15 protein-coding genes are annotated in these 15,577 nt (G+C 66.3%); 6 read left to right on the plus strand and 9 right to left on the minus strand.

Going from position 1 to position 15,577, the window contains the following annotated elements; all coding sequences use genetic code 11:
• Nucleotides 1-185: 185 nt before the first annotated feature.
• Together FCF25_RS08635 and FCF25_RS08640 are read left to right on the plus strand one after the other, a co-directional pair.
• The gene (locus FCF25_RS08635; RefSeq protein WP_137048207.1) at nucleotides 186-1,688 is read left to right on the plus strand and encodes a carboxypeptidase M32; all 1,503 of its coding nucleotides are present in this window, start codon (nucleotides 186-188) and stop codon (nucleotides 1,686-1,688) included.
• Between the two features lie 141 nt (nucleotides 1,689-1,829).
• Complete coding sequence (locus tag FCF25_RS08640; protein ID WP_168191225.1) at nucleotides 1,830-2,816, plus strand: PQQ-like beta-propeller repeat protein; 987 nt, start codon at nucleotides 1,830-1,832, stop codon at nucleotides 2,814-2,816.
• 23 nt (nucleotides 2,817-2,839) lie between these two features.
• Here the strand turns inward: FCF25_RS08640 and FCF25_RS08645 are convergent, their stop codons facing one another.
• The gene (locus tag FCF25_RS08645; protein ID WP_137048210.1) at nucleotides 2,840-3,448 is read right to left on the minus strand and encodes a riboflavin synthase; all 609 of its coding nucleotides are present in this window, start codon (nucleotides 3,446-3,448) and stop codon (nucleotides 2,840-2,842) included.
• A 120-nt stretch (nucleotides 3,449-3,568) separates the two neighbouring features.
• Here FCF25_RS08645 and FCF25_RS08650 point away from each other — a divergent pair, with 120 nt between their 5' ends.
• Nucleotides 3,569-3,829 carry a hypothetical protein gene (locus FCF25_RS08650; protein ID WP_137048212.1) on the plus strand — a complete coding sequence of 87 codons (261 nt, stop codon included), beginning with the start codon at nucleotides 3,569-3,571 and terminating at the stop codon, nucleotides 3,827-3,829.
• Nucleotides 3,830-3,835: 6 nt separating this feature from the next.
• Here the strand turns inward: FCF25_RS08650 and FCF25_RS08655 are convergent, their stop codons facing one another.
• The 4 genes from FCF25_RS08655 to FCF25_RS08670 form a co-directional block, all read right to left on the minus strand.
• The gene (locus tag FCF25_RS08655; RefSeq protein WP_137048213.1) at nucleotides 3,836-5,056 is read right to left on the minus strand and encodes a Xaa-Pro peptidase family protein; all 1,221 of its coding nucleotides are present in this window, start codon (nucleotides 5,054-5,056) and stop codon (nucleotides 3,836-3,838) included.
• Nucleotides 5,057-5,059: 3 nt separating this feature from the next.
• On the minus strand, nucleotides 5,060-6,910 hold the full coding sequence (locus FCF25_RS08660) for a UvrD-helicase domain-containing protein (protein ID WP_137048215.1): 1,851 nt from the start codon (nucleotides 6,908-6,910) through the stop codon (nucleotides 5,060-5,062).
• A 161-nt stretch (nucleotides 6,911-7,071) separates the two neighbouring features.
• On the minus strand, nucleotides 7,072-7,254 hold the full coding sequence (locus FCF25_RS08665) for an HVO_0416 family zinc finger protein (protein WP_117592996.1): 183 nt from the start codon (nucleotides 7,252-7,254) through the stop codon (nucleotides 7,072-7,074).
• Nucleotides 7,255-7,349: 95 nt separating this feature from the next.
• On the minus strand, nucleotides 7,350-8,366 hold the full coding sequence (locus FCF25_RS08670) for a PrsW family intramembrane metalloprotease (RefSeq protein WP_117592993.1): 1,017 nt from the start codon (nucleotides 8,364-8,366) through the stop codon (nucleotides 7,350-7,352).
• A gap of 120 nt (nucleotides 8,367-8,486) precedes the next feature.
• Between FCF25_RS08670 and FCF25_RS08675 the strand changes: the two genes are divergently transcribed.
• Both FCF25_RS08675 and FCF25_RS08680 read left to right on the plus strand, forming a co-directional pair.
• Nucleotides 8,487-8,861 carry a hypothetical protein gene (locus tag FCF25_RS08675; protein ID WP_137048217.1) on the plus strand — a complete coding sequence of 125 codons (375 nt, stop codon included), beginning with the start codon at nucleotides 8,487-8,489 and terminating at the stop codon, nucleotides 8,859-8,861.
• On the plus strand, nucleotides 8,858-10,258 hold the full coding sequence (locus tag FCF25_RS08680; protein ID WP_137048219.1) for a DUF402 domain-containing protein: 1,401 nt from the start codon (nucleotides 8,858-8,860) through the stop codon (nucleotides 10,256-10,258). Before FCF25_RS08675 ends, FCF25_RS08680 begins: the two co-directional genes overlap by 4 nt.
• Nucleotides 10,259-10,443: 185 nt before the next feature.
• Here FCF25_RS08680 and FCF25_RS08685 read toward each other — a convergent pair whose 3' ends face one another.
• The gene (locus tag FCF25_RS08685) at nucleotides 10,444-10,770 is read right to left on the minus strand and encodes a NifU family protein (RefSeq protein WP_117592987.1); all 327 of its coding nucleotides are present in this window, start codon (nucleotides 10,768-10,770) and stop codon (nucleotides 10,444-10,446) included.
• A 129-nt stretch (nucleotides 10,771-10,899) separates the two neighbouring features.
• On the opposite strand from FCF25_RS08685, the gene FCF25_RS08690 reads away from it, so the two are divergent.
• Nucleotides 10,900-11,979 carry a CNNM domain-containing protein gene (locus tag FCF25_RS08690; protein ID WP_117592985.1) on the plus strand — a complete coding sequence of 360 codons (1,080 nt, stop codon included), beginning with the start codon at nucleotides 10,900-10,902 and terminating at the stop codon, nucleotides 11,977-11,979.
• A gap of 70 nt (nucleotides 11,980-12,049) precedes the next feature.
• Here FCF25_RS08690 and FCF25_RS08695 read toward each other — a convergent pair whose 3' ends face one another.
• From FCF25_RS08695 to FCF25_RS08705, 3 genes are all read right to left on the minus strand, one after another.
• Nucleotides 12,050-13,582 carry an LVIVD repeat-containing protein gene (locus FCF25_RS08695; protein WP_137048220.1) on the minus strand — a complete coding sequence of 511 codons (1,533 nt, stop codon included), beginning with the start codon at nucleotides 13,580-13,582 and terminating at the stop codon, nucleotides 12,050-12,052.
• A gap of 158 nt (nucleotides 13,583-13,740) precedes the next feature.
• A complete protein-coding gene (locus FCF25_RS08700) occupies nucleotides 13,741-14,709 on the minus strand; it encodes an ROK family protein (RefSeq protein ID WP_117592979.1) in 969 nt (322 codons plus the stop codon).
• A gap of 136 nt (nucleotides 14,710-14,845) precedes the next feature.
• Complete coding sequence (locus tag FCF25_RS08705) at nucleotides 14,846-15,529, minus strand: TIGR00266 family protein (RefSeq protein ID WP_137048222.1); 684 nt, start codon at nucleotides 15,527-15,529, stop codon at nucleotides 14,846-14,848.
• Nucleotides 15,530-15,577 lie beyond the last annotated feature (48 nt).

The raw sequence follows: 15,577 nt of genomic DNA on the forward strand, positions 1-15,577 counted from the left end.
AGGCTGGGGAGGGCCGAGGCGGGCGGTGGCGGTGCGGTCGTCTCGGTGTGACTCGGCAGCAGTCTTCTACACTCTGACCAGCCGAACTCGACCACCATCTCTCCGAACACGACCACCACCAGATTTGAAGAAACACGAACTGCCGGTGCCCGGACGTTCATGTCGCTCCCAAGTAACCACGAGCCATGTCATCCTCCGACGAGACAGCCGAGGCGTACGACGACCTCCTCAGCCAGTACGAGCGAATCTCGAACGTCGACCACGCCTCCGGCTACCTCATGTGGGACCAGCACGTGATGATGCCGAAGGGCGGCGCGCCCGCCCGCGCCGAACAGCAGTCCGCGCTCTCCGCGGTTCACCACGACCTCCTGACGAGTGACGACCTCGCCGAGGCGCTCGACGCCGTCGACGAGGACGAGCTCGACGACGACCAAACGGCCGTCGTTCGCGAGATTCGACGCCAACACGAGCGCGCCGCGAACGTCCCGAGCGACCTCGTCGAGGAGCTCACGAAGGCACAGGCCGAGGCGCACGAGGCGTGGCAGGAGGCGAAGGAGAACGACGACTTCGATACCTTCGCGCCACACCTCCAGACGCTTCTGGACCTCCACCGCGAGCGCGCCGGCCACATCGACCCCGACCGCGACCCCTTCGAGGTGATGTTCGAGGACCGCGAACCGCACCTCCCGCTCTCGAAGGTCGAGGAAGTGTTCTCGGACCTCCGCGAGACGCTGATTCCGCTTATCGACGACGTGCGAGAGAACGGCGACGACCTGCCGACGCCGTTCACGAGCACCTACCCCGACGACGCCCAGAAAGCGCTCTCGGAAGCCGCGCTCGACGCCTTCGGCTACCCCGAGGAACGGGGGCGGCTCGACACCTCCGCGCACCCGTTCACGTTCGGCACGCAGTTCGACGCCCGCGTGACGACGCGATACCACGACGACGACCCGCTGGACGCGCTGATGGCGACTATCCACGAGTTCGGTCACGCCTCCTACCAACTCGGCCTCCCGGACGACGCGTACGCGACGCCGCTCGGCGAGTCAGTCTCCAGCGGGATTCACGAGTCCCAGTCGCGCTACTGGGAGAACCACGTCGGCCGCACGCGGGCGTTCTGGGAGTTTTTCCTGCCCGAAGTCGAATCACACCTGTCAGACACCGACGACGTGACCGCCGAGAGCGCCTACGCCGCGGCCAATCGAATCAAGCCGGACAACCTGATTCGGGTGGAAGCCGACGAAGCCACCTACCACCTCCACATCATCCTCCGGTTCGAAATCGAGCGTCAGCTCGTCGCCGGAGAAATCGACGTCGAAGACGTGCCCGAGGTGTGGGGCGACACGTTCGAGGAGTATCTCGGCATCCGCCCCGACAGCGATGCGGAGGGTTGCCTACAGGACATCCACTGGTCGAGTTGGTTCGCGTCGTTCCAGAACTACACCATCGGGAGCGTGTTCGCCGCGCAGTTGGACGCGACCATCCGCGAGGAGTTCGACGACGTCGACGGGATGATTCGCGACGGCGAGTTCGCGCCGCTGTGGGAGTGGCTCACCGAGAACGTCCACAGCCACGGCAAGCGGTATCCGACGGACGAGTTGGTCGAAGAAGCGACGGGCGAGCCGTTGACGGCGGAGTACTTCTCCGAGTACGTGACCGAGAAGTTCGAGGAACTGTACGGGTTGTAGAAACGCGGAGAACTGACACACTCGGAACAAGTATTTACTGAGGGCCCGAGTGGGCAGAAGATGGACTGTTGGCCGACAGAAGGACACGACGCTCGACGGACGGGCCACGCGCCTGATTGTTCAGTCCCCGACAGTGAGCCGATGGTTCGGTGGCAGTACGACGGGCTGCGAAAGGGACTCTTCCAGTCGCCCGTGGCCACCGATGGGACCGTTTACCTCAACTACGAGAGCGAATACTACGGTGACGACCCGAACGTCGTCGCGCTCGACGCAGGTACCGGTGCAGTCCGATGGTCGGTCAACCTCGACCGATTCGGGAATTTCCGGGCCTCTCCGACGATCGATGGACAGACGCTCTACGTGCCCGACGGCACTGCTGCGCACGCGGGGAACATACACGCGCTCGATACCGCCGACGGACGCGAACGATGGCAAGTCGACGGGCCGTTCATGTACACCCCCGCCGTTGCGGATGGCGTCGTCTACGCTGGATTCAGAACAGGGGTGTGTGCTATCGACGCGGGGGATGGAACGCAACTCTGGCAGTACGACAGTGGCGAACAGACTGACGCCGCGGTGACTGTCACCGACGAAACGGTACTTGTCCCACAAAGCGGTCGACTGAGGGCGCTCGAAAAGGAAACCGGCCGGTTCGTCTGGGAAGCGAGCCTCGGGCAGAGACTGACCTCTCCGGTGGCTGTTCGAAACTCCGTGTTTGTCGGGACCAAAGAGGGGACGCTCTTTGCACTCGACGTGGCGACCGGTTCGGTAATCTGGAGCCTCCAACGGGGTGAGCAGATATACAAACCACCCGTAGCGACGGACGAGTTGGTTTTCTTCGGGTGCGACGACGGTCGCGTCTCGGCCGTGACTACCGGAGACGGTGACGAACACTGGAGCGTCAGTCTCGATGAGTGGGTACGCGATGTCACGCTTTTCGACGGAGTGCTCTGCGTCAACAGTCGGACGAAGGGGACGACCGAACACGGATTATACGCGCTCTCATCGGCGGACGGAGCGCTCCTGTGGAAGTTCCAACCGGAACGTTCCCTTCACACACCCGCGATTGCGGCCGACGGAACGTTGTTTGTCGGTGGATACGAGGGACTGTTCGCACTCACGGACTGACAGAGACCTCTTCTCTCTCGTTTCTACTCCGGCCGATACCCCTCCAACATGCTCTCGACGTACTTCGCCACCACGTCGACTTCGACGTGAACCGAATCGCCCACGTCTTTCTCCGAGAGCGTCGTCAGTTCGTACGTCGTCGGGATGATCGCAACTGCGACGGACTCCGGCGTCCGCTCCGCCACGGTCAGACTAATCCCGTCGAGCGTTATCGACCCCTTCGAGACGACGTACTGGCTCATCCCCTTGGGCATCGCGAACTCGAAGCGCCAGTCGTCGCCCACCTGCTCGATTCCCGTCACCTCGGTCGTCGCGTCGACGTGGCCCTGCACGACGTGGCCGTCGAATCGGCCGTCCGCCGCCAGCGCGCGCTCGAGGTTCACCACGTCACCCTTCCCGATTTCGCCCAGATACGTCTTATCGACCGTCTCCGCGGCGAGGAACACCGAGAACCAGGCGTCTTTACCAGCATTTTCGAACTCCTCGACGGTGAGACAGACGCCGCTGACGCTGATGGACTGGCCGTGGTGCAGGTCGTCGAACTCCGGCGCGCTGATTCGGAGGCGACGCCCGCCCTCGGCGTCTTCGACTGCCGTCACTTCGCCCGTGCGCTCGACGATTCCGGTGAACATGCGCCCGAATTCGCGGCAACGGCGTGAAAGCGTTGTGTTCGGTCACGGGGCGCAGGTGACGGCGGGTTCGACCGGGTCGCACTCGTCGCCCTTTTCTCCCCGCGCCGGATACAGCGAGCAATGGCGCTCGGAATCTTGGACACTATCGGACTGGCGGCGACGCTCGTCTTCGCCATCCCGGTGGCGATTTACGGTATCGAGCAACTCGCGAGCGGCGAGACGCTGTTCGGCGTCGCCCTCTTGGCCGTCGCCGCGGCGATGGTGCTCGTCCCGCGCTACGTCACGACGCCCGACGACATCCCCGGCAAAGCCGCCGAGAAGGCCGTCGGCTCGGCGGTCAAGAACCCCGAGAAGAGCGAAACGCGCGAGAAGGAGGAGTAGTGTGTCTCAGCGTTCCTGCGGGACGATACCCGTCGGATACGCCGCGAGAACCTCGTAGCCGTCCTCCGTCACCACGACCAGGTCCTCGATGCGGACGCCGCCCTGCGAGGAGTCGTAGACGCCCGGTTCCACCGTGACGACCATCCCGGCCTCCAGCGGCGCGTCCGCCCGCAACGACGGCGCTTCGTGGAGACTGACGCCGACGCCGTGACCCGTGCCGTGGGTGAATCCGGGCTCCTCGCCGACCGAGAAACCGTAGGCGGCGATCTCGGCGGCGGCCTCCTCGTGGACCGTGCTCGCGGCGACGCCCGCGCCCGCGTCGAGTTCGTCGAACGCCGCGTTCTGTGCGGCCTCGACGGCGACGTAGGCGCGGCGCTCCCACCCGCCGTCGCCGTCGACGACGAACGTCCGCGTCAGGTCGCCGTAGTAGCCGTGCGGGCCGCGCGGCGAGATGTCCAAGAGCACCGTCTCGCCCGGCGCGATGCCGTCGGTACCGGTGAAGTGTAGGTCCGCACACGACGGCCCCGCGCCGATAACCGTGTTGCCCGCGTCGCGGACGCCGTAGGCGGCCAACGTGGCGTTCACCTGTCGACGCAGGCGCTCCGTCGACAGCGGCCCGCCCTCCCACAGAAGCTCGTCGCCGTCGGCGGTCGATTCCGCGAGAATCGTCTCCGCCCGAGCCATCCCGCGGGCCGTCGCCCGCTGGACGCGGCGGAGACAGTCCAACTCCGACTCGGTCTTCACCGCTCGCGCGTCGGCGACGGCGCTCGTCGACCGGAGTTCGTAGCCCGCGCGTTCGAGGTAGAGCGCGGCGTCGTGCGGAATCCCCTGCGGGACGAGGACGGTGCCGTCGCCGCCGAGCGCCTCGTCGAGCACGGCGCGAGCGCGTTCGCCCGCCGGGTCGCCGACGTTCTCCATCCGCACCTCGTCGCCGGGGAACTCCCTATTCGCCTGCGCTTCGAAGAGGGCGGGCGCGCAGAGCGTGGACGTGGCGTCTCCGCCCGCGGTGTCGGCGACGAAGACGAACGCGAAGTCGCGGTCCGGTCCCGAAAACCGGGTGAGATACCGCATATCGTCGTCGAAGCGGTCGCCGACGTGGACGAACGCGTCGGCGGAAGCGTCGCCGAGCGTCCGCTCCAGAAACCCGTAGTCGGTACTGGGTCGCTCCGGCCACGACGCGGCCGGGTTCTGCGCTCCTCCGCCGCTCGCCTCCGACTCGTCGGCCATCGCCTACGGTTCGGGTTCCGGCGCCGGCGGTTCCTGGGCCTGCTCCAGCATCTCCTCGACGGGTTCGTCGCGGAGTTCGTTGTGCAGGAGGACGCTGATGGGGAGCGTCGGCGCGCCGTCGACGAGATTTTCGAGGAGAACGAGCCGCTCGCGCGCGCGGCTCATCCCGACGTAGAACACGCGGCGCTCGTTGTTCGTGAGCACCGGAACCGGACTCGTCGTCTTCGTGAACTCGTCGACGCCGTCGATTTCGATGCCTTCCTGCTCGACGGTGGCGGCCATCTGCTCGACGACCTTCTCGGTGAGGTCGGTGGCGACGAACACGTGGTCGGCTTCGCGACCCTTCGCGGAGTGGATGGTGCCGATACGGACGCGGTTGGGGTCCATCCCCGCGTACTTCCCCTCGAAGTACGCCTTGATGGATTTCCGCTGGAAGCTCGTCACCTTCCGGACCATGTCGCTCGCGGAGGCCGAGTCGGGGAGGAACGGTGCGAAGTTCTTGATCTCGTCGATCGGAATCTCGATCTCGGCGAGGTCGTCGGTCTCGCTCTCCTCCTCGTACTCGTCGACGAGGTCGTAGAGGTCGTCGCGGTCGTTCGACCCGAACGCCGACTCCTGCAGCATGTCGGCGAGCCGGCGCGCCTGCAGTCCGGTGATGGGTTCTTCGTTCTCTAGGCGCTCGACGGCGCGGACGTACTGGGTGAGGCGGTCGGTCCACATCCGCTGGTCGGTGAGCACGCTGAACGGGATGCCCTCTTTGATGAAGTCGTCGATGAACTGGAACATCTGGTAGCGCGCCCGGAACAGGAGCATGATGTCGCCGTCGTCCTCTTGGACCGTGTAGCGGACGTTGCGGACGAGGTTGAGCATCGACGGGCTCTCGACGGCTTCGACGACGCCGCCCTCCTTTCTCGGTTTGAGGTCTTTCTCCTGACGCTTGTCGATGTGTCGAATCTCGCGGTTGACGACGTTGAGGATGCGAGAGGGGAGACGGTAGGAGTTCGGCAGCACCTCGTCCTCGTCGCGCTCGGCGTCGAGGAGGAGGTTGGGGTCGGCGCCCTGCCACGCGTAGACGACCTGGTCGTCGTCGCCGGCGATGAGCACGCGTTTCATATGCGGTTTCCACTCCTCGTACACCTCGTACTGCAGCGTCGTGATGTCCTGGAACTCGTCGATGACGAGGTAGTCGACGCTCGGGAGCAGCGAGCGCTGTTTCACCCGCTGGAGCATGTCGGCGAAGCCGACGAGCCCGTTCTGCCCCTTGTAGTTGCGCCACGCGCGAATCGCCTCGGGGATGTCGACGCGGTCGTCCGAGGAGGGCCACGTCGGCGTGTACTTGTTGCCCTCCTGCGCGTTGGGGTCTATCTCGGGCGGGAGCCGGACTTTCTCGACGTTCCACTGGAATGGAACGTCGTACCAGTCGGCGACGTCGCGCTGAGTTCGTTGGAGCCACTGACTCGTGGCGATGACCTTGTTCCCGATGGTCGTCGAACGCGCGGTTCGGCGGCCCTTTCCGCCGTACTCGTCCTCGTATTCGAGGCCGAACTCCTCGCAGAACTCCTGTTTGTTCTTCTCGCCGACGACGTCGCCGCGCGAGAGGTTGAGCAGTTCGTACGCCTTCGCGTGCATCGTACAGACGTTGCCCTGGAGCGCACGGGGCGAGATATCGAGACGCTCGGCGAGGCGGTCCCTGACCTCCTGTGCCGCTGCACGGGTGTAGGAGACGACGAGGATGTCGCGGAACTCCACGTCGTCTTCTTCGAGCAACTCTTCGACGCGATTGAGGAGAGCGGTGGTTTTCCCGCTGCCCGGGCCACCGAACAGTCGGGTGACGGTGGGCGCTGTCTCAGCCATTATCCCGTTTCACGCCCTACGGTGTGATAAACCACGTGGCTTCTCTCGGCGGCGTGAACGCGGTCCTCGAACGGTTCTCGACCGGTCTTCGACCTCCGTCGGGTCGCACCGCTGACGCTCGGGGGAGAGAGTCGTGCGCAAAAAACGGCGGGGAACCGAACTCAGGCGTAGGGGTCCCATCCGCAGACGGCACACGTTACGGCGTCCTCGGTGTCGTCGTGGAGCGCTCCGCACTCCGGACACTGCTTCTTGTTATAGGATCGGTCCCAGCGTTGCGGTTCCGTCTCGTGACCACGGTCGGCTAAGAACTGGTCGAATACGTCGTCGCTGGGTGCGGATGCCATACAGGTCGTGCTATGGCATGACAGTACATATTCTTTGTGGGTGGGTCGGTGCGCCGCCGTCGCCGAAACGCGCTAATACGCGCTCTATCCGTCGATTACGTCGATTTCTTGACGGCGCTCTCGTCGCGAACGGTTTCGTCGTCGTGAACCGCCCAGTAGGTGTTCCGGTACCGCTTGATCTTGCGGTAGAGCAGGTACCCGAAGAAGCCGTCGTAGAGGATGACGTATCCGAGGTAGGCGACCAGTTGCGGTACGCTGAACGGAACGACCGTCTGCATGAACAGCCAGACGAGTCCCGACCCGACACCGACAGTGGTGTTGTACGTCGCGTGGATGAACGCCGCGATGAGCAACCCCTTGACGATTATCGGACCGCCGTTCTCGCTGTTGAACTTGGCGAGACCGAGATAGTAGCCCGCGAACGCCGAGTAGATGACGTGCCCGGGGCCGGCGAGCGCTCTGACGGCCGTTATCTCGCCGCCGACGCCGATGAGTTCGAGACCGAACTCCAACTGGGCCGGTTCGACGCCCTGCGTGATGTACAGCGCGTTCTCGATGGTCGCGAAGCCGAGTCCGGCCATCGCCCCGTACACCGCGCCGTCGATGACGGCGTTGAACCGGTCGCTCCGGTAGGCGTACAGCCGTACCGCGAGCAGTTTCACCGTCTCCTCGACGGGACCGACGACGAGGAAGAAAAACAGCACCGACCCCACGATGGGGAGCAGCTGGAAGTACGGGTTCAAGACGCTGTTGACGAGCGCCGCGAAGTTCGCCGTCAGCACCCCGAGCAGGAACGTCGCGACCAGCAACGAAAGCGGTTCGTTACTGGTCACGTCCGAGTAGTACACGTAACCGGCCAACGCGAGGGCAGGTATCACTGAGAGGGCGGTGAGTACTCCCACCTCCGGCGTCGAAAACATCGTGAGTCCTCCGATACCGACGAGCAACAACAGCGCGACGAGGACGATGGCGACGCGAAACACCGTCGTCGCGAGGTTCCAGATCGCGACGGAGAGACCGTCGAGAGAGCTGCGTTCCTCCCACGTCGACACGTCGTAGAGGTCGAGCGACCCCGCCGACGCCCGTTCGATAGGGTCCCGTTCGTTCGTCATACGGCTATGTCACCCGGAATCATCAAATCTTTTGGGCCTCCTCGGACCGACCGAGACGGTTCGCGTTCGGCGGAACCGCCGACGAGGTACGCTGAAAACCCCTCCCGCCCAACGTCCGGTATGCACTTCGACTCGCGCACACAGGCGGCGCTCCGAGAGGTCGGTCTCGACACCGACCGGATTCGGGAGGCGTCGGACCTCGTCGCGGAGACGGTCGCAAACGACGCCGACGCCCTGTCGACGTTCTTCGACGAAGCCGAGACGTTCTACTCCGACATGGAGCTGGCCCACAGCAGCGACGACGTTCAGCGACACGTCGTCGACCACGTCGACCTCTACACCCACGGTGCGAGCATGCGCGGCTACCTCCAGTTCGACTCGTGGGGCGTTCCCATAGAGGGCGGACGAATCCTCTCCGACGACGTGGTCGAACTGACGCTCGGACCAACGGTTCACGACCGGGTGCGGTTCGCCCGCGACGCCGACGCACTATGAACGTTCGCGTCCGCGGTATATACACGACGGCGCTGACTCGATTGTTCCTCGACGCCGGCGACGACGTGGTACAGGCGTCGGGACCCATTCGGCGACGCTTCGACGAGTCGTTCGACGCCGAGACCCACGACGTCGCGGTCGAGACGACGAACGACCGACAGGGCGTCGGCGTCACCGGCGACGCGGCGGCGGTCGACCGCGCTCGCGACCGACTCCGCGGCGTCGGTATCGACGCGTTCGCGTGGGACGACCCGGCACCCGAGGGCGCGGTGTTCGACGGACGGGTGAGCGAGACGCTCGGCGGCGGTGCCGTCGTCGATCTCGGCAGGACCGACGGCTACCTCCCCTACCGCAACGCCGACGACCACGTCGAATCCGGCGACGCGCTCCGCGTCCAAGTGTCTTCGTCGACGCCGCCGTGGAGCGACGACCGGCCGCAGTTGGACACCGAGATTCGCGCCCACGACGGTCTCGTGACGCTCGTCCCCGGACAGGAGGGGACGACGGTGGCGACCCACGACGACGAGGCCGGGCGGGAACTGGTCGGGATGACCGACCTGTTGGACCCGGACGTCCCCGACGGGTGGGGCATCCGCTGGCGACACAGCGCGACGGAGGCGGACATGACCGCGCTCGGCGACGCGCTCGACGGCGCGAGCGACCGTGCACGGGAGATGGACGCGGCGCTCTCGGAGCCCGTCGGCGACCCCGGTGTCGTCGTTCCCGCCGCGGGCGCGTGGGTCTGGTTCGGCCGCGAGTCGCGGTTCGCGCTCGACGACCTACGGCGCGAGGTGTCGACGACGATGCCGGGCCACCACCGGACGAAGGCCGCGGCGAACGCGGCGAGTGCGGGCGTCGACCTGGCGGAGGCGCTCTGCACGTTCGACGACGGCGACGGCGAGTTCCCGTTCGACGTGGTCGCCGACCAGTTCGGCCCCGCCGAAGGCGACTCGGTCCGTATCGGCCACGGCAAACCGGACGGTCGGCTCGTCACGCTCGGGTCGGGCGAGGTGGTAGAACGCGACGAGCGGGGGACGGTCGCCGTCGAACGGACGATGTCCGGCGGCGGCCGGTACGACGCGCTCGGCACGAAACGCGAGCGCGGCGACACGGCGCTCACGAAGTTCCGGGAGGGCCGCTGGTGGTATCCGACGGTCTACCGCGGCGCCGACGGCGAGCGGAAGGGAACGTACGTCAACATCTGCACCCCCGTCGAGTGCTTCCCCGGCGAGATTCGCTACGTCGACCTGCACGTCGACGTGGTGAAACACCCGGACGGGAGCGTCGAACGCGTCGACGACGACGAACTCGACGCGGCCGTCGAAGCGGGTCATCTCTCGGAGACGTTGGCCGAGAAGACGCGGCGGGTCGCGTCGTCGTTAGAGCGGGCGCTCTGAGAACTGGCGAACAGACGGAGCGTCGACGGATGGCGTCTTCGGACGCGAAGCGGTGCTCCGTGCTCCCGCGTCGGCCGACTTCGCGCGGCGGTCAGCGCACGCGGCCAGTTGGCGCCGTCATCCCTGAAAAAGGCGAGGGGGCAGCGAACGGAGACCTTGTCGTGAGACCAGAGCGTCTACGAGGCTCAGAAGTGCTCGGCCGACTCGTTGGAGAACTGCAGCTCCCCGCCGCGACCACCTTCGACCGTGCTACTGCCCTGGTCGCCGGTGCTCGGGACCTTCACCGTCACGTCGCGGACGTCCTCGAAGTCGCGGATGAGGTCGGCTTTGATGTTCGTCGCGGTGACGTTGCTGATGCCGCACCCCGAGCAAGTCCCGCCGAGTTCGACGACGACTTCGCCCGTCTCCGGGTTCGCTTCGCGCACGACGCTCGTCCCGCCGTGCATCTGGATGATGGGCATCTGGCCGACCATCCAGTTCTCGATTTGCTCTTTGAGGGTCTCGTCGCTCATTGACGACTCTTGTGCCCCCACCTATGCGTATGTTGTGGTTCGATACGGGCGATTGCGGGTGAATAATCGGGACCGAACGCCGTTTCGCCCCCGCTTGTTTTGTCCCTGCATCGCGAACAGTGTGGGTACATGGAAGCTCCCGTCATCGCGCTCCGGTTGATTGCCGGGCTCTTACTCATTCTGGCGAACGGTTTCTTCGTCGCCATCGAGTTCGCGCTCACGCGAGTCCGACAGTTCCCCGAGTCCGAGTTCCAGGGTTCGAAGGCGCTCGAACGAGCGTGGGACATGACCGACCGCCTCGAAATCTACCTCACGAGCTGTCAGGTCGGTATCACCGCGACGAGCATCGCGGTCGGTATCGTCGCCGAACCGGCGCTGGCGGCCATCTTCGAGCCGTACATCGAAGGGACGTTCCTCGCCTCGATCAGCGCGGGCGCGATTCTCGCGTTCCTCATCATCAACCTCGTCCACCTCACCCACGGCGAGCAGACGCCGACGTACCTCGGCGTCGAACGCAGCAAGTGGGTCTGTAAGTACGGCGCGACGCCGCTGTACTACTTCGCGATGTCCATCTACCCCATCATCAAACTGGGCGACGGCGTCGCCAAGTGGACGCTCCGACTGTTCGGCGTCGAACTGACCCGCTCGTGGACCGAGGCCGAAGAGGACACGGTCGAGAGTCGCGCCGACCTCCGCCGGCAGATGGCGTCGATTCTCGAAGCGGGCGACCTCTCCGAGGAACGTCGCGAAGAGGTGATGAACGCGCTCGAAGTCGGCGAACAGCCGATCTCCGAGGTGATGGTCGACGTCGACGACACGGCCGTGCTCTCGACGGAGTTCTCGGTCGAGGAGAACCTCGCGGTCGTCGAGGCGAACCCGCACACGCGGTTCCCGCTCACCGGCGAGTCGCTTTCGGACTTCCGCGGCATCGTCTACGCGCCGACGGTCGTCAACGCCTACGACGACCTCTCGTCGGGCGAGATGACGTTCGAGGACATCGCCGCGCCGCCGCTGACGCTCGACGCGGGGACGACGGTGAGCGAGGCGATAGACCGATTCCAGGAGGCAGAGCAGGAACTGGCGCTCGTCGAGGAGGACGGCGAAGTCGTCGGGCTGCTCACCGCGACCGACGCGCTCGAAGAGGTGATGGGTGAGATGCGCGACCCGACCGACCGGAAGGCCGACGCCGACGTCGAAGCGAGTTCCTAACGCGCTGTCGTCGACACGTCCTCCCGTCACTCGCTCCGGCGACTCCCGTCACTCGCTCCGGCGGCCCCCGTCACTCGCTTCGGCGGCCCCTGTCACTCGCTCCGGCGACTCCCGTCTGTCGCTTCGACCACCACGCGCCGACGCCGAGCGCCGTCACCGCGGTGCCGACGCCGAAACCGGGTGCGACGATAGCCGACGAGCCGTCGGCGTCGCCGTCACTGTCGCCGGCGCTCGCTGGCGTCCCGGAGTCGCTCGCACCCGCTCTCGACTCCGGGTTCGGTGTCGGTGTCAACACGTCGACGCCGTCCGACTGGCTGCCGCCGAGCGACGGCGGGTTCGTCTGCTGACCCGCGTGGTCGGGGAAGACGTACAGTCGCCCGGTCGCGTCGTCGGTGCCCATGCTACTGGCGACGAACGTCTCCCCGGGGACGGCGAGGCGAGCGGTCCAGAAACTCGCTCGCTCCGGTTCGCGCCACCACGCGAGTTCCTCCGGATTCCGCGGGTCGGTGACGTCGTGACGCTTGACGCCGCCGCGGTACCACGAGGTGTACAGTCGGTCGTCGCGGAGTTCGAAGTTGTGTGCGGTGGTCCAGACGCCGCCGTACGTCGGGTCCGGCGTCGGCGGCGGGTCGATAGTCGACAGCTTCTGTGGGCTCTGCGGGTCGGCGACGTCCCACAGTTCGACGCCGCCGGGGCCGCCGACCAGTTCGTCGTCGCCGTCCCCCTCGCCCGCGCGCTCGGCCCACGACTCCTTGCCGACGCCGAGCAGCGTCCCGTCCTCGTTCGTCGCCACGTAGTGGTCGTTACCCGGCGGCACGGTCGACTCCCGCCGGGCGCTCTGTCCGCCTGAGACGGCGAGTTCGGACGGTGAAGCGCCTTCGAGCGGTCCGATCGTCTCCGGGGACGTCGGGTCCGAAACGTCGAGCAGCCACGTTCCGGCGTCCCAGTGAGCGAGGTAGGCGACACCGTCCTGTACCCACACGTCGTGGACGGTCCGGCGACCCGCCGAGACGTCGCCCCACGCGGCGTCCTCGTCCAGGAGCGACCACCGGCCGACCTCCCGTGGGTCGTCGCCTCGGAGGTCGACGACGACGAGCGGGTTTCGGTCGTACTCGTTGGCGGTGAGGTAGGCGTAGCCGCCGCTGACGTAGCAGTTGTGTATCGGGTAGTCGGTCTCGAAGAAGGCCAGCGTCTCCGGCTCCCGCGGGTCAGAGACGTCCTCGACGAGCAGTCCCGAGAGCGCGCCCGGGATGCTGTTGGCGGGTCCGACGGCGAGGAGTCGCTCGTTGGCGGCGTCGTGTTTCACGTCCCACACCTGACGCAGCGGACCGCCCTCTCGGTCCGAGAGGAGTCCTCGACGCTCGGCGAGCAGTTCCGGGCGGTCGGCGACCGACACGTCTACGACGGCGTACCCGCCGCTGGCGGCGACGAACGCGGTCTGTCCGTCGGGCGCGACGACGGCCTCTTTCGCACCCCTGACGTCGACGAACCCGTACGGGCGGTACGGTCCCGGATGCGCGTCGGCGCGACTCGTCGTCAGCGCCGGTGCGGCCGAGAGTCCGAGCGCGGCGGCGCTTCCGCGCAGCACGTCACGTCTGCGCATAGGTGGTGCTGTACGTGCAGGCGAATAAGCGACGCGTCTCCGTCCCGGTGCGGGACCGTCTCGTTCAGTCGCCCGTCTCGCCTAGTCGCCCGTCTCGTTCAGTCGCCCGTCTCGTCCAGCTGACCGTCCCGCCTTCGGAGACCTGAGCGAGGGTGACCTCAGAAACGAGTGCGGTCGCCCGTCCCGCCGGTCATCGCGCTCGCGAGCGCCCCGCGGACCACGACGTCGTCGCCGAGCGTCGTCAGCTGGATGTCGGGGACGTTGATGAACACCATCTCGTCCATCTTCCGGCGGATGGGCTCTAAGATGAGGTCGGGGTTGTTCAGCGCCACCGCGCCGCCGATGAAGACGACGAGCGGCGCGTAGGCGTGGATGGTGTTGGCGACGCCCATCGCGTTCCAGTGGCCGACCTGGTCGACGATGTAGTCGGCGAACTCGTCCTCGCCCGCGTGCTCGAACACGTCGATGGCGGAGAAGTCGGGGTCTTCGACCGGCAGCGCCGTCTCGACGGGGTCCTCCGCGTGGAGTTCCTCCGCGTACCGCGGGATGTTGTTGCCGGAGCAGTACGCCTCCCAGTGACCGTCGTGGCCGCACCCGCAGGTGCGGAAACCGTGCGGGTCGATGGTCATGTGGCCGACCTCGCCCGCGTTGCCGTCCCACCCGCTGAGCACCTCGCCGTCGACGCAGACGCCCGCGCCGATGCCCGAGGAGATGGTGAGATACACCATGTCGTCGGGGTTGCGGTCCGAGTAGAAGCGCTCGCCGATGACGCCCGCGTTCGTGTCGTTGTGGAGGTAGATCTCGTCGGTGTCCAGCAGTTTCGACAGCGGGCCCGTGAGCGGGATGCGGTCGATGGTGTCCGGCAGGTTCGCCGGCTGCTCTATCGCGCCCTCGGCGAGGTCCAGCGGGCCGATGGAGCCGATGCCCGCGGCGACGGCGTCGGTCGGGGCGACGCCTGCCTCGTCGCAGGCCTCGCGGACGACGCTGAGCACCTCTTCGGTCACCGCGATACCGGTCGGGCCGCGCGGCGTCCCGTGTTTCGTGTTTCCGATGATGGTTCCGTCGTCGTCGGCGACGACCGCTCGGACGTTCGTCGCACCGAGGTCGACGCCCACGTAGTAGGCCATTGTACTCACAACCACCGTCCCGCCACTTAACTGCACAGATTCGATACGTCAGATGGCGGCGGTTATGTCGCTTAATCTGCCCGTAGGGGCTCCCTAACGAACGTCTAGCGGTACCGAATAACACCGTACTCGGAGCTTAGTTACTACTTGCAGTGTTCGTCGGCAGCTTCGGAATCAGCCACGTGAGCAGCGCGTCCGGACTCCGGGTTTGGGTCCACACCCGACCGGGACCCTCGAACTCGCAGACCAGCCCCTCGCCGCTGAACAGCGTCGAACGGAGGCCGCCGACCGCGCGAACGTCGAACGTCGTCGTCGCCTCGAACGCGACGATGTGGCCCGTGTCGACGGTGTACTTCTCCCCCTCTTTCAGTTCTCTCTCCCGAATCGCGCCGTAACTGGAGAGAAACGCCGGACCGGTTCCGTCGAGACGGAGCAGAAACAGTCCTTCACCGCCGAAGAACGATCGACCGCCGCCGAACTGCGTGTCCAGTTCGATGTCTCTGCCCGAGGCGAGATACGACCCCGACTGCACGAACAGCGTCTCGCCGTCGAGGCGGTAGTCCGCGATGTCGCCGGGAAGCGGCGGCGCGAGCGACAGTTCCCCGGCTTCGCGGGCGGTGAACGTGTTCTGAAAGAAGCTCTCGCCGCCCAACAGACTCCGCTTGAGCGACCCGAAGAGGCCGCCGTCGGCACCCGTCTCGATGTCGATGCCATCGTCGTAACTGACCATCGCGCCGGCTTCGGTACGGACCGTCTCACCGGAGTCCAGCGAGAGCGTCAGCAGTGTGAACGACGGAGCGAACTCGATCTCGTGTTCCATGTGGGTGTGCGCCACACGGAGCCGAATGAGTGTTCGCCTCGTTCGCCC

Source organism: Haloprofundus sp. MHR1, assembly GCF_005155585.1.
Lineage (GTDB): Archaea > Halobacteriota > Halobacteria > Halobacteriales > Haloferacaceae > Haloprofundus > Haloprofundus halophilus.